The organism is Roseixanthobacter glucoisosaccharinicivorans (assembly GCF_043195095.2).
Classification (GTDB): Bacteria; Pseudomonadota; Alphaproteobacteria; order Rhizobiales; family Xanthobacteraceae; genus NCEH01.
On the sequence record NZ_CM195538.1, the window covers coordinates 4,483,904 to 4,497,437 of the forward strand.

A 13,534-nucleotide genomic window follows, 5' to 3' on the forward strand; every position below is an offset into this window, starting at 1 on the left:
CGCCCTGCAAGCCTTGGGGGCAAAATGGGCCGCGAACGCTCTTTCTCCTTGATACAGGTCAAAGCTACGGGATCACCCGGAGGCCGCATTGCCGCACCCGTGGCGAAAGAGTGGCGTGGATCAGTCCAGAGTTTGGCGAAACCGCGCCACCGCAATGCCCATGGCGATCAGCATGAGAAGCGCCAGAATGGCGATGTCGAGCTGAAGGTCGGCGAAGGTGGAGGCCTTCAGCAGGATGCCGCGCACCATGCGCAGATAATGCGTCAGCGGCAGGCATTCGGAGATCCACTGCGCCCACACTGGCATGCCGGCGAAGGGAAACATGAATCCGGAGAGCAGGATGTTCGGCAGGAAGAACATGAACGACATCTGCACCGCCTGGAGCTGGTTTTGCGCCAGGGTGGAGAAAGTATAGCCCACCGCGAGATTGGCGGTGATGAACAGCAAGGTCACGATGCACAGCAGAAGCAGCGAGCCTTCCACCGGAACACCGAACAGCACCACCCCCGCGCCGAGGATCAGCACCGCCTGGAGGACGCCCACCAGCACATAGGGGATGATCTTGCCGAGCATGATCTCCACCGGGTGGATCGGCATGGAGAGCAGGCTCTCCAGCGTGCCGCGCTCCACCTCGCGCGTCACCGACAAAGCGGTGAAGATCAGCATGGTCATGGTGAGGATGGTGCCGAGCAGGCCCGGCACGATGTTGAGCTGGGAGGTGCCGGCGGGATTGTAGCGCCGGTGCTGGACGATCTCGAACGGCATCGTCCCGGCCGCATCTACGTACCGGATCTGCTTGAGCGCCGTGCCGACGATGCCGGCGAGCGCACCGAGCGCATTGCCTGCCGCCACGGGATCGGTCGCATCCGCCGCCACCAGCAGCTGCGGGTCCTCGCCACGCCGCAGCGCACGTTCGAAGCCGGCGGGAATCTCCACCAGGAACAGCACCTCCCCGCCACGCACCAAATGCTCGGCCTCCGCTTCGCTCTTCGCCTCGCGGGTGAATTCGAAGAAGGCGGTGTTGCGCAGCGCGGCAAGGATCGCCCGCGTCACCTCATTGTTCTCGTGGCTGAACACGGCCGTCGGCAGATGGCGCGGCGTGGTGTTGATGGCATAGCCGAACAGCACCAATTGCAGCAGCGGGATCATGATCATGGTCGCGAACGTCACCCGGTCGCGCCGCAGCTGGATGAATTCCTTGCGCACCATCGCCGACACGCGGCGGGCAAAGCCGGGAATGCCGATCATCGCAGCGTGTCCTTCGACCGGCTCATGAGGTCGATAAACACATCTTCCAGCGTGGGGGAATCCTTCTGGAAGGCAAGGTCCGGCCGCGTGCGATAGGGCGCCAGCGCGGCATCGAGGGCCTTGAGGTCGCGCCCGGAAATGTGCAGGCGGTTGCCGAACGGCGCCACCATGTCCACCCCGGCCGCGGACTCCAGCTCGCGCGCCAGCACCGCCATGGTGCGGCCGGGATCGGCGCCAGCCACCGCTTCAACGGTATAGGTGGAGAGGCCGGAGGCGGCGATCACGTCCGGCACGCGCCCTTCCGCCAGCAGATGGCCATAGGCGATGTATGCGATCTCGTGGCAGCGCTCCGCCTCGTCCATGTAATGGGTTGAGACCAGCACGGTCAGCCCTTCCGCCGCGAGCGCGTGGATCTGCGACCAGAATTCGCGCCGCGCCTGGGGATCGACGCCGGCGGTGGGCTCGTCCAGCAGCAGCAGTTCAGGCGAGGGCAGGATGCAGGCCCCGAGCGCCAGGCGCTGCTTCCAGCCGCCGGACAATTCCCCCGCGAGCTGCTTGCCGCGCCCCTCCAGGCCCAGGCGCTCCAGCGCCTGCTGGGCGGCGCGCTCGGGCTTCGGCACACCATAGAGGCGGGCGACGAATTCCAAATTCTCGCGCACCGAGAGGTCGGCATAGAGCGAGAATTTCTGCGTCATGTAGCCGACATGGCTGCGGATCTCGCGCGCCTGGGTGAGGATGTCGAGCCCGAGGCAGGTCCCGCGCCCGGCATCCGGGGTCAGCAGGCCGCACAGCATGCGAATGGTGGTGGTCTTGCCGGAGCCGTTGGGCCCGAGGAAGCCGTAGATCTGCCCCTTGCGCACGCGCATGGAGAGATTGTCCACCACCACCCGGCTGCCGAAGGATTTGCGCAGCCCCTCCACCTCGATGACGATCTCGCGGCCGTTGGCCTCGTCCGGAGGCGGCGCGGGCGCCGGGGCGGTCGGACCGGGCGCGCTCACCGGGGCGGCCCCGCCAGGGTCACCGTGACCGGCTGTCCCGGCCGCGCGGCGGAGGGATCGCGCGGGCGCGCTTCCACCAGATAGACCAGCTTGGCACGCTCCTCGCGGCTGTAGATCACCGGCGGGGTATATTCGGCGGCATCGGCAATGAAGGTGATGTCGGCGGTAAGCTGAGGGCAGCTGTCGCATGAGACGTCGACAGGGGCGCCGAGCGCGATCTTGGCCAAGGCCGCCTGCGGCACGAAGAAGCGCACCTTCACCAGCCCCGGCGGCAGCAGCGAAGCCACCGGCCGCCCTTCCGGCACCAGTTCGCCCACGCGATAATAGAGTGTCTGCACAGTGGCGTCCGACGGCGTCTTCAGCGCGCGCCGGTCGAGCCGGATCTGGGCGGCGTCGCGATTGGCCTGCGCCTGCTTCACCGCTTGCTGAGCGGCGGCGATGTCCTCATCGCGCGAAGCGATGCGAGCATTGTCGATCTGGCGCTGCACCTCGTCGAGGCTGGCCTGGTTCTGGTCGTATTGGTGCTGGGCCGTGTCGAGGTTCGCCTGCGAGGAGGCGCCCTTCGGCACCAGGGCCTTCTGGCGTTGAAGCTCGATGCGCGAGAGATCGAGCGCCGCGCTCGCCCGGCGCTGGGAGGCCTCGAGAATGGCGATTTCCTCCGGCCGCTGCTGGGCCGCCTGCGCCTTGTCGAGCCGCGCCTGGGCCTCGCCCAATGCGGCGACCGCGGCAGCGAGGTCCGCCTTCTGGACATCGTCCTCCACGGTCGCGATCACCGAACCCGCCTTCACGGCGCTGCCTTCGGCGACCGGCAGGGTCACCACGCGCCCGGCCTCCTGCGGGCCGATGAACAGCAGATCGCCTTCCACATAGCCGGTGAACTGGTTGTCCGGCGGTGCCGAGCAGCCGGCGAGCGCGAGCAGCGCCAGCACGGCGAACGGGGACAGGCGCGCACAGGCGGCGCGCACACGGGCGGGGCTCATGCGTCGGTGCTCCCGAGGCCGCGCAACAGCACGTCCCGATAGGTTTGGATGAAGGCGCGCACGTCGAGCGGCTCGATATGGGCGAACAGGCTGTTCCAGACCAGAGACGTCATGGCGGGGGCGATCACGATCTGCGGGAAGCGGACGGCGGCGTCGGAGGTGATCTCCCCGCGGGCAAGCCCGCGCTCGGCAATGGCGCGGATCAGCGCCACCCCCCGCGAGACGACCTCGCGATAATGGAACGCTGCGAGCTCCGGGAAGCGCGGCCCCTCCGCGATCATCAGCAGCAAAATAGCCCGTGGCGGCCCCTCGACGATGCGCGAGATCAAGATTTCCGAAATCGTGTGCAGCAGCTCGCGCGTGGTGCCTTGATAGGCGGGCAGCAGGGCCGCCGCATCGCTCAACACCGGCGCCACGGTGGCTTTCACCACCGCCTCGAACAGCGCCTGCTTGTCGGGGAAATAGAGATAGAGCGTACCCTTGGCGATGCCGGCGGCGCGGGCCACATCGTCCAGCCGGGTCGCCGCATAGCCGTGCTCGGTGAATTTCGCCAAGGCGGCGGCAAGGATCGCCGCCTGCCGCGCCTCTCGGCTGTGCGGATCGTTGGCTGCCGCGGCGCGAGGGCGCTTGCGGGATTTCGACGGCGGGGGAGGATCACTCATGCCGCCACCCTATCATATACATGACTGACTCGTCAGTCAGTCGTCCGTAAAAAAATCGCCATGCAAGCCTCGCCGAGGCCTTGGGGCGTATGGAACCTTTACAGCCGAGCTTGGTTTCTTAGAATTGACCTAAAGTAAAAGGCATACGCCCATGGAGGCGCTCCTCGACACGTCAGACGCGTTCTCTGTCGCCTCCGTCCCCGAAACGGAGTGTGCGCGTGCGCCGCTGTCGGAAATGCTCAGCGCCTTGAGCTTTGCGCTCGATCTTACGGAAGGCCAGCCCCAAGGGCATTGCATGCGGGCATGCTGGATCGCCATGGCCGTCGGCCGGCAGATCGGCCTGCCGCGCCCCGCCATGTGGGAGCTTTACTATACAACCCTGCTCAAGGACCTCGGCTGCAGCAGCAACGCCTCCCGCCTGAGCCATCTCTATATGACCGACGACATCGCCTTTAAGCGCGATTATAAGAAAGTCGCCGGCTTTCCCGACACCGTCTCCTTCCTCCTGAGCCACACCGGCAACCGCGCGTCGTTCACCCAGCGGATGGGCCAGTTTGCCCGCGTGGTGCGCGGCGGCAAGGCGGCGGCGCGCGAACTCATCGAGACCCGCTGCATGCGCGGCGGTGCCATCGCCCGGCGCATGCGCTTTTCTGACGCGGTGGCCAAGGGCATCGAGTCCCTCGACGAGCATTGGAACGGCAATGGCCTCCCGCTGGGTCTCAGCGGTTCCGAAATACCGCTTTATGCGCGGGTGGCGCTACTGGCGCAGGTGGTCGATATCTTCCACCTCAGTGCCGGCCGCAAGGCGGCTCTTGCGGAGGTCAGGCGGCGGTCGGGAAGCTGGTTCGATCCCGATCTCGCGGCCGCCCTGGAAGCGGCGGCCGGAGAGCCCGGCTTCTGGAGCGCGCTCGATGCGCCGGATCTGGAGCAGCGCTTGCTGAACCTCGCCCCGGCGCAGCATTGCACCGTAATGGACGATGCGTTCCTGGACGATATCGCGGTCGGCTTCGCGAGCGTGATCGACGCCAAGAGCCCGTTCACGGCGGGGCACAGCGAGCGCGTGGCGCTGCTCTCGGACGCCATCGCCCAGCAATTGGGATGCGACACGCGGCAACGGCGCTGGCTGCGCCGCATGGCGCTGCTGCACGATATCGGCAAGCTCGGGGTCAGCAATGTCATCCTCGACAAGCCGGGCAAACTGGATGCCGCCGAACGGGCCACGATGGAACGGCACGCGGTCCACACCGGCGAGATCCTCAGCCGCATTTCGGCCTTCGCGAAGCTCGCACCCATGGCGGCGGCGCATCACGAGCGGCTGGACGGAAAGGGATATCCGCTCGGCCTGAAGGGCGACGAGATCGCGTTCGAGACCCGCATTCTCACCGTCGCCGATATTTTCGATGCGCTGTCCGCCGACCGTCCCTATCGCCCGGCGATGCCGTTGCAGCAGGCGCTGGCGATCCTGCGCGCCGGCATCGGCACCAGCGTCGATGGCCGCTGCGTCAGGGCGCTGGAGGCGGTTCTCCAGGCGGAAGGTGTGCTGACGGCGCCGTTTTGAGGTGTCCCGGCACCTGTCCGCGTAAACCATATCGGCCGAGTGTGCGGCGCAACCTTATGAAAAAACACGATTCACGGCCAAAATCGGCCCCATCGCCCTTTTGAGGGTAGAGCGCTTCTGATAAGCCGAGTCTTCCCCTTGGGGTACTGGGAGGATGAAGGATGACGCGCTTTCGAGTGATGCTGGCGGCTGCGCTGCTGGCAGGTTCCGTTGGCGGCGCTAGCGCGCAGACCATGAGCTACGCGGACGCCGCCGGCATGCTGGCGAAAAGCTGTGGCAAGGACATTCAGAAGTTCTGTCCCACCGTCAATCTGGGCGGCGGCGCCCTGGTGGCCTGCATGGACAAGAACATCACCAAGGTGAACGCGCAGTGCAAGGCGGACTATGCGGCCGCCGAAGCCTCGATCGCCAAGCGCCAGGCCGCGCAGATGAACATCATCAAGGTCTGCAATGCGGACGTGGCGCGGCTGTGCCCCGGCATGGTGCCCCAGGACGGCAACCTGCTGTCGTGCCTGCTCGAAGCCACCAAGGTGGTCTCGGCCGCCTGCAACCAGACCATCACCGACGCCGGCTACCGGTGATCGTCCGCCAATCCCGCACTCGCTAAGACAAGGACGACCCCAATGACGTCGCCTCTGATCCGTTTCGCGCTGGCGGCAGCGCTCACCTTCGGCGCGGCTCCCGCCTTCGCCCAGACCGCGCTGAACGATGGCCAGATCCTCCAGGGCCTCCAGGGCCTCACCGACACCGCACCCGTGATCACCGCGCAGCAGATGCGCGACCAGGTCAAGCAGCACATGGTGCAGTATCCCGGCGAAGCCCTCACCCGGCCCTCGCTGGCCCTGCATCTCGACAAGCTCCCGCAGATCAACGTGCAGATCCAGTTCCGCCTCAACTCGGCGATCATCGAGCCCTCGTCCTACCGGACGCTCGGCTCCATCGCCGATGCGATGCACAACCCGATCCTGCACGGCTACAAGTTCATCGTCACCGGCAATACCGACGTGACCGGCCCGCGCGAGCTCAACCTCAAGCTCAGCCAGGCGCGTGCGGATGCGGTGGTGAACGCGCTTGAGACCACGTTCAACGTCAGCCCCAATCGCCTCGAAGCGGTGGGCCTCGGCGAAGAAGTGCTGCTCGACCCCAAGAACCCCACCTCGGCCATCAACCGCCGGGTGCAGATCTTCACCGTCGGGCGCGTCGGCGTCAAATGAGCCAACAAGGTCGGCGCGGGACCCGCAAGCGTCCCGCGCCGCCCTTTCCGCTCTCACTCATCTGGCTGTTCGGGCACGCCCCGCTCTCCCCCGATGGTCGCGCTTGAAACCCGCGCGCTTTGCGACCCTTATGCCTGCCCGCCCCGGAAGAAGGGCAAGCCCAGCCAAGGAGTCGTTCATGCTGCCCGAATTGCGCGTGCTGTATTTCGAGGACCTCACCGTCGGCATGTCGGAGGAGTTGCGCAAGACCATCGTCTCCACGGACGTGGTGGGGTTCGCCGAGGTGACCGGCGACCGCAATCCGATCCATCTCTCCGAGCATTTCGCCGCCAAGACGCCGTTCGGCACCCGCATCGCCCACGGCCTCTATACCGCCAGCCTGATCTCGGCGGTGCTCGGCACCCGCCTGCCCGGCCCGGGCGCGGTCTATATTTCCCAGACGCTGAATTTCCGCGCGCCGGTGAAGATCGGCGACGTGGTGGTGGTGCGGGTGGAAGTGGCCGAGCTTATTCCCGAGCGGCGCCGCGCGCGGCTCGCCTGCACCTGCAAGGTGGGCGACGAATTGGTGCTGGATGGCGAAGCCTGGGTGAAGGTGCCCGCCAAGGCCGAAAGCGCGCCGAACCCGCTGCGCTCCGCCGCCCTCTGATCGCCCGCGCACCGGGCGTCAACGCCGCACATCAGTGGCGGGGTGCATTGTCGAGGCGCCTGACCGCAGTGCGCGCGATTGTCTTTCTTTCACCAGCCGTTGTCTTTTGCGCGTCGTGGCCGGGCTCGTCCCGGCCACCCACGCCGGGCCGCGCGGGCCTTGAAAAGCCGGTGCCCGCGGCGCCACGTGGATGCACGGGACAAGCCCGTGCACGACGATGCTCTGCTGCAACGGCGTCAAGCCATGAACGGCGATCGGCTCTAGCGGCTGGCGCCCGGCACCCAGAGCACGTCGCCCGCCCCGTGCCCGTTCACATAACGGCTCGCCACGAACAGCAGGTCGGACAGGCGGTTCATATATTGGATCGCCGCCGGCCCCACCTTTTCCCCCGGGGCCTGGGCGAGCGCCACCATCTGCCGCTCGCCGCGCCGCGCGATGGTGCGGGCCAGATGCAGATAGGCGGCAGCCGGTGTGCCGCCCGGCAGCACGAACGAGCGTAAGGGCGCAAGGTCCGCGTTCAACCGGTCGATGTCGGCTTCGAGTTTCTCCACCTGGGCCGGCACGATGCGCAGGGCCTCATAGGCCGGCGGCGGCGCGCCGGGCCGCTCGGGCGTGCACAGGTCGGCGCCGAGATCGAACAGGTCGTTCTGGATCCGCGCGAACATGGCGTCGAGATCGGGCGTGTCCGCCAGATGCAGGCGCACCAGGCCGATGGCGGCGTTGGTTTCGTCCACGGTGCCATAGGCTTCCACGCGGGCATCGTATTTCGCCACGCGCTCGCCGGTGCCGAGCCCGGTGGTGCCGTCGTCACCCGTGCGGGTGTAGATCTTGTTCAGCTTGACCACGCAGCGCCCCCGTCACCGGCCCATGGCGAAAATGGTGATCATGATGAGCACGATGGCCAGGAACTGGAACAGCACGCGCAATTGCATCAGCTTCTGCGAGCGCTGCGGCGACCCGCCGGCCGCCAGATTGACCAGCCCGAGCACGAGCACCCCGGCGACGCTGGCCAGCGCCAGCGGAATGATCAGATAGATGGTCCAATGCAGCATGTCGGGTACTCTATGGCATGTTCATGCGGCTTGGAAACCGCTTGTTGCGCCGGCGGCCTTCTAGTTCAGCACGGCGATGGCGCCGTTGAGGCTCGCGGCATAGCAGCCCCATATCAGATAGGGCACCAGCAGCCAGCCCGCGAGGGCGTCCACCCGAAAGCAGGCACGCAGCGTCGCTAAGAGCGTGACCAGCAGCGCCAGGATGATCAGCAGGCCTGGCCAGATGGCGTGAAGGCCGAAGAAGACCGGCGACCAGATCGCATTCAGCGCCAGTTGCAGCAGGAACAGCACGATCGCCCGGTGCCGCGCGGGCGAGGGCGGCACCTTGTCCCACAGCCGCCACAGGCACACCGCCATCATCGCGTAAAGCAGGGTCCAGGCGATGGGGAAAGTGGCGTTGGGCGGGGTCCAGGCGGGCTTCACCAGCGTCGCGTACCAGGTGGGGATCTGCGGATAGGTGGTGAGGCCGCCGACCAGGCTCACCACGGCCACCAGCGCGAGGCAGGCGAGCAACCGCAGGACCGATCTCAGGACAGGGGAAGCTCCGGCCGGGGCGGCGGACATGGGCACTCCGTCTTCAGGGCCGCGGGCGACCGGAAAGGCACAGAGCCTCGCGGCCCGAACGCCGGCCGTCAAGGGCACCCAATGCGGGGAGGGAGAAGGCCGCGGCCGGCGAGGCTTTGCGAACATTGCTGAAAACGCGGGTCCGCCATGCGTCAAAGAACCCGGAAGGTGCGCTTTCCTGCTTGAATATTGCTGCATCGCAGCGCAAAGGGCTGTCAACGCACTGTCATCATCGGCCCCCGCGCCCAGAAGAGTTCGCCATGTCCAAGCCTTCGGCCGCTTCCCCCTCCGCCGCTTCAGGCCATCGCCGCCTGAATGCCTCGGATTATCGCACCCTGGTGCTGTCCGCCCTCGGCGGCGCGCTGGAATTCTACGATTTCATCATCTTCGTGTTCTTCGTCACTGTGCTGGGGCATTTGTTCTTTCCGCCGGGCATTCCCGACTGGCTGGTGCAATTGCAGGCGTTCGGCATCTTCGCCGCCGGCTATCTGGCGCGCCCGCTGGGCGGCATCGTGCTCGCCCATTTCGGCGATACGCTCGGCCGCAAGCGCATGTTCACGCTCTCCATCTTCCTGATGGCGCTCTCCACCCTGGGCATCGCCTTTCTGCCGAGCTACCAGAGCATCGGCATCGCCGCCCCAGTCCTGCTGCTCGCCATGCGGGTGCTGCAAGGCGCCGCCATCGGCGGGGAAGTGCCGGGCGCCTGGGTGTTCGTGTCCGAGCATGTGCCCGCCGGGCGGGTGGGCCTTGCCTGCGGCATCCTCACCTGCGGGCTGACCTCGGGCATTTTGCTGGGCTCGCTGGTGGCCACCGCCATCAACCGCAGCTTCACCCCGGCCGAGATTCACGATTGGGCTTGGCGCGTGCCCTTCCTGCTGGGCGGCATCTTCGGCTTCTGCGCGGTCTATCTGCGCTCCTGGCTGGAAGAGACCCCCATCTTCAAGGAGATGAAGGCGCGCAAGGCGCTCGCCGCCGAACTGCCGGTGAAGCTGGTGATGCGCCGCTATGGGCCGCAGGTGCTGCTGTCCATGGCGCTCACCTGGATGCTCTCCGCCGCCATCGTGGTGGTGATCCTGATGACGCCGACCCTGCTGCAGACCCGCTATGGCATCAGCGCCGCAGATGCGCTCACCGCCAACAGCCTCGCCACGCTGACGCTGTCCATCGGCTGCGTGCTCACGGGCCTGATGTGTGACCGGTTCGGCGCAGGCCGGGTGCTGGCGCTCGGCAGCTTCTGCCTCGGCGCCTCGGTCTATGCGCTGTATGCCCTGGTGGGCGCGCAACCGGGGCTGCTGCTGCCGCTCTATGGGCTGGCCGGCTTCTTCGTCGGCATCATCTCGGCGACGCCGTTCGTGATGGTGCGCATTTTCCCGCCGGCGGTGGCGTTCTCGGGCGTGTCCTTCTCCTACAATGTGGCCTATGCGGTGTTCGGCGGCCTGACGCCCCTGCTGGTGACGCTGGCGCTGCAGATCGACCCCATGGCGCACGCCCATTATCTGGTGGCCGTGTGCGTGATGGGTGGGCTGATCGGCATCAATCTGTGGGCGCGCGAGGCGGCCGGCGCCAAGGTGACGACACCGCTGCCGAGCGCTTAAGGGCGCAAACGGCGCTCTGAAACCAAGCTGAAACGAAAAAAGGCGGTCCGGGCCGAAGTCGGGACCGCCTTTTTCGTGCGGAAAGCTCAGTTCCCGCCTTCCAGCAGGCGGCGGGCGATGACCTGGGCCTGGATCTCCGCCGCGCCCTCGAAGATGTTGAGGATGCGCGCGTCGCACAGCAGGCGCGAGACCGGATATTCCAGCGCGAAGCCGTTGCCGCCGTGGATCTGCAAGGCGTTGTCCGCCGCCGCCCAGGCGACGCGGGCGCCCAGCAGCTTGGACATGCCGGCCTCAAGATCCGTGCGGCGCCCCTCGTCCTTGGCGCGGGCCGCGAAATAGGTGATCTGGCGGGCGATCATGGTCTCCACCGCCATCATCACGATCTTGTCGGCGACGCGGGGGAAGGCGATCAGCGGCTTGCCGAACTGGATGCGCTCCTCGGCATAGCGCAGCGCGGTTTCCATGGCCGCCTGGGCGACGCCCACGGCACGCGCGGCGGTCTGGATGCGGGCGGCCTCAAACGTGTTCATGAGCTGCTTGAAGCCCTGCCCCTCCTCGCCGCCGAGCAATTGGCCCGCCGGCACCTCGAAGCCGTCGAAGCCGATCTCGTATTCCTTCATGCCGCGATAGCCGAGCACCTCGATCTCGCCGCCGGTCATGCCCTTGGCGGGGAACGGCTCTTCGTCCGTGCCGCGCGGCTTTTCCGCGAGCAGCATGGAGAGGCCGCGATAGCCCGGCTCGGCCGGATTGGTGCGCACCAGAAGCGTCATCAAATCGGCGCGGACGGGGTGGGTAATCCAGGTCTTGTTGCCGTTGACCTTGTAGACCGCATCCTCCCCTTCGCCCTCCTTCACCGCGCGGGTGCGCAGGGAGGCGAGGTCGGAGCCGGTATTGGGCTCGGTGAACACCGCCGTGGGCAGGATCTCGCCCGAGGCGAGCTTGGGCAAATAATGGGCCTTCTGCTCCTCGGTGCCGCCGCCGAGGATGAGTTCGGCCGCGATCTCCGAGCGGGTGCCGAGCGAGCCGACGCCGATATAACCGCGCGACAGTTCCTCGGTGACGACGCACATGGCCTCTTTCGAAAGGCCGAGGCCGCCGTATTCCTCGGGAATCGTGAGCCCGAACACGCCGAGGTCCGCGAGCCCCTGGATGATCTCCATGGGGATATAGGCGTTCTTCAGATGCCATTCATGCGCGTGGGGGGCGACCTCCGCCTCGACGAAGCGGCGGATTTCCGTGCGCATGGCCGCCATGGTCTCGTCGAGGCCAGTTTCGCCCACCGTGCCGCTGTGGCTCTCGCGGATGATGGCGGCCAGCGCGGCGCGGCTCTCGGCGGTGTTGCCGGCGCGGGCGAGTTCGGCGATCGCCGGCTCGGCGCGCAGGGCCGCGATGGTCTCAGCGCCGAGGAACAGGTCCTCCAGCCGCACGATCTCGCCCTGGCTCATGGGAATGCCGCCGAGGATCTGCGCCACATATTCGCCGAGGCCGATCTGCACCAGCAGCCGCTCGGTCTCGCCGAAGGTGCCGGCGGCAGTCAGGCTGTCGGCATAATGCACCAGCTCACGCACCCCGAAGACGTAGGTGGCGAGCCAGGCGAGGCCGTGGGAGGCGCGCTGCTCGGCGTCCAGCAGCTTTGACGACAGCTTGCCGCCCTCGCTGACGCGCGCGCGCACCTGGGAGGTGGCTTCCGCGAGCACGCTCTGCAGGACATTGGTCGCCGTCCGGCCGAGGGCCACGGCGTCGATGGGGGCGGCATCGAGCGCTTGAAGCGCGGCACTGCTGGACATGGCGGGATTCCTCTGGTTGTGCGGTGCGGAATTTTCTTGTCAGATTATCCCGCGACCGCCGCGACGCAACGGGAGATTTGGCTAAGACGGCCCGGCACCGCTCCCGCTGCGATCCCGGGCGGCCCGCCGGGTCAGGCGGCGTCCTTGCGCGCTTCAGCGAGCCGGGCGGCCAGTTCGTTGAGATTGTCGTGGATATAGGCGCAGCCGGCCGCCGCCCCATAAAGCTGCATCAGGCTCGCCCCCTCGCCGGCGAGCGCGCCCGAACTGGCCAGTCGCTCCAGCTCGGCCTGGAGCGCGGCCACGGCGGCATCGGTTGCGGCAAGCACCGGCGCCGGGCCGCCCCGCAACGCGGACGCAATGCCGCGCACGCCCTGTCCCAGCGCCTGCGCCGCCGCCGAGAGCACGGGCCGCACCTGCTCCGCCACCGCCGGCGGCAAGGGCCGATCCGCCCCGCGCAACAGGATGATCACCGAATGCCACAGCCGCCGCCCCCCGCGCACGATGGGGCCGGGATCGGGCGCGGCGCTGAACGGGCCAAGCCGCTCGCGCCGAGCCTCCCCGGCCCGCACGTCCGCCGCCCGCAGGGTCACGCGCACCTTATGGTTGAGGGCGTCCATGCGCGCGGGATCGAGGCCGCCGTCGAGCAGCGCGGCAATGCCGGCCTCCAGCAGGTCCGCGCTCGCCTCCAGCGCATCGGCCACATGGGGAAACAGATAGCCGAGCGCCTTGTCCGGCAGCACCAGCAGGGCGCAAGCAAGGCCCACCGCGCCGCCGAGCGCGATTTCGAATACGCGCTCCAAGCCGGAAATCCAGGGTTCGGCATGGGTCGGGTCCGCCAGCATCACGATCACCACCGTCACCGGGGCGAGCTTGAAGCTGGGATTGCGGGCCGCGAGAAAGGCGGAGAGGAAGGTGCCGAGCAGCAGCAGCGCGAAGGTGAGGCTAAAGGACGGGCCGGCGAGCATCGCCAGCGCCACGCCGAGGGCGCCGCCCGCCAGCGTCCCGAGGCAGCGATCCACCGCCACCGCGAGGCTCGCGCCGATGGAGGATTGCACCACCAATATGGCGGTCAGCACCGCCCAATAGCCCTTCGGCATATGGAGCAGCCACGCCAGCAGGAAAGCGACGGCCGCCGCCACGGTGGCGCGCACGGCCAGGCGCAGATGGGCCGGATCAATATGCGGCAAAGGGAGTTACCTCTGGACAGATGGCTCCGTGACAGGCTTCTCC

The 13,534-nt window shown here is 67.4% G+C and carries 14 protein-coding genes; 5 read left to right on the forward strand and 9 right to left on the reverse strand.

Annotation, left to right across the window (positions count from 1 at the left end; all coding sequences use genetic code 11):
• Positions 1-120: 120 nt before the first annotated feature.
• The 4 genes from V5F78_RS20755 to V5F78_RS20770 are packed head-to-tail and all read right to left on the reverse strand — an operon-like array spanning position 121 to position 3,888.
• A complete protein-coding gene (locus tag V5F78_RS20755) occupies positions 121-1,248 on the reverse strand; it encodes an ABC transporter permease (RefSeq protein WP_394070742.1) in 1,128 nt (375 codons plus the stop codon).
• Positions 1,245-2,246 carry an ABC transporter ATP-binding protein gene (locus V5F78_RS20760; RefSeq protein ID WP_394070744.1) on the reverse strand — a complete coding sequence of 334 codons (1,002 nt, stop codon included), beginning with the start codon at positions 2,244-2,246 and terminating at the stop codon, positions 1,245-1,247. The genes V5F78_RS20755 and V5F78_RS20760 overlap by 4 nt, the downstream gene beginning before the upstream one ends.
• Complete coding sequence (locus V5F78_RS20765; RefSeq protein ID WP_394070745.1) at positions 2,243-3,226, reverse strand: HlyD family secretion protein; 984 nt, start codon at positions 3,224-3,226, stop codon at positions 2,243-2,245. The genes V5F78_RS20760 and V5F78_RS20765 overlap by 4 nt, the downstream gene beginning before the upstream one ends.
• Entirely contained in the window at positions 3,223-3,888 is a 666-nt protein-coding gene (locus V5F78_RS20770) for a TetR/AcrR family transcriptional regulator (protein ID WP_394070746.1), read from the reverse strand. Before V5F78_RS20770 ends, V5F78_RS20765 begins: the two co-directional genes overlap by 4 nt.
• Positions 3,889-4,123: 235 nt before the next feature.
• Here V5F78_RS20770 and V5F78_RS20775 point away from each other — a divergent pair, with 235 nt between their 5' ends.
• The 4 genes from V5F78_RS20775 to croR all read left to right on the forward strand — a co-directional run bounded on the left by V5F78_RS20775 (position 4,124) and on the right by croR (position 7,306).
• A complete protein-coding gene (locus tag V5F78_RS20775) occupies positions 4,124-5,446 on the forward strand; it encodes an HD-GYP domain-containing protein (RefSeq protein WP_394070898.1) in 1,323 nt (440 codons plus the stop codon).
• Between the two features lie 161 nt (positions 5,447-5,607).
• Positions 5,608-6,027 carry a cysteine rich repeat-containing protein gene (locus tag V5F78_RS20780; protein ID WP_394070748.1) on the forward strand — a complete coding sequence of 140 codons (420 nt, stop codon included), beginning with the start codon at positions 5,608-5,610 and terminating at the stop codon, positions 6,025-6,027.
• A gap of 42 nt (positions 6,028-6,069) precedes the next feature.
• Positions 6,070-6,660, forward strand: a complete 591-nt coding sequence (locus V5F78_RS20785; RefSeq protein WP_394015422.1) for an OmpA family protein — start codon at positions 6,070-6,072, stop codon at positions 6,658-6,660.
• 178 nt (positions 6,661-6,838) lie between these two features.
• Positions 6,839-7,306, forward strand: coding sequence for a 3-hydroxybutyryl-CoA dehydratase (gene croR / locus V5F78_RS20790; protein WP_394070749.1), 468 nt, complete (start codon positions 6,839-6,841; stop codon positions 7,304-7,306).
• Between the two features lie 260 nt (positions 7,307-7,566).
• Here the strand turns inward: croR and V5F78_RS20795 are convergent, their stop codons facing one another.
• From V5F78_RS20795 to V5F78_RS20805, 3 genes are read right to left on the reverse strand one after another with little or no spacing between them, the layout of a single operon-like run.
• Positions 7,567-8,151, reverse strand: a complete 585-nt coding sequence (locus tag V5F78_RS20795; protein ID WP_394070750.1) for a cob(I)yrinic acid a,c-diamide adenosyltransferase — start codon at positions 8,149-8,151, stop codon at positions 7,567-7,569.
• Positions 8,152-8,163: 12 nt separating this feature from the next.
• On the reverse strand, positions 8,164-8,358 hold the full coding sequence (locus V5F78_RS20800) for a twin transmembrane helix small protein (RefSeq protein ID WP_348845754.1): 195 nt from the start codon (positions 8,356-8,358) through the stop codon (positions 8,164-8,166).
• Positions 8,359-8,418: 60 nt separating this feature from the next.
• The gene (locus V5F78_RS20805; protein WP_394070751.1) at positions 8,419-8,922 is read right to left on the reverse strand and encodes a TspO/MBR family protein; all 504 of its coding nucleotides are present in this window, start codon (positions 8,920-8,922) and stop codon (positions 8,419-8,421) included.
• A 260-nt stretch (positions 8,923-9,182) separates the two neighbouring features.
• On the opposite strand from V5F78_RS20805, the gene V5F78_RS20810 reads away from it, so the two are divergent.
• Positions 9,183-10,517, forward strand: a complete 1,335-nt coding sequence (locus V5F78_RS20810; RefSeq protein WP_394070752.1) for an MFS transporter — start codon at positions 9,183-9,185, stop codon at positions 10,515-10,517.
• Positions 10,518-10,603: 86 nt separating this feature from the next.
• On the opposite strand, the gene V5F78_RS20815 is transcribed toward V5F78_RS20810, so the two are convergent.
• A complete protein-coding gene (locus V5F78_RS20815; RefSeq protein ID WP_394070754.1) occupies positions 10,604-12,304 on the reverse strand; it encodes an acyl-CoA dehydrogenase family protein in 1,701 nt (566 codons plus the stop codon).
• 131 nt (positions 12,305-12,435) lie between these two features.
• On the reverse strand, positions 12,436-13,491 hold the full coding sequence (locus V5F78_RS20820; RefSeq protein ID WP_394070755.1) for an FUSC family protein: 1,056 nt from the start codon (positions 13,489-13,491) through the stop codon (positions 12,436-12,438).
• Positions 13,492-13,534 lie beyond the last annotated feature (43 nt).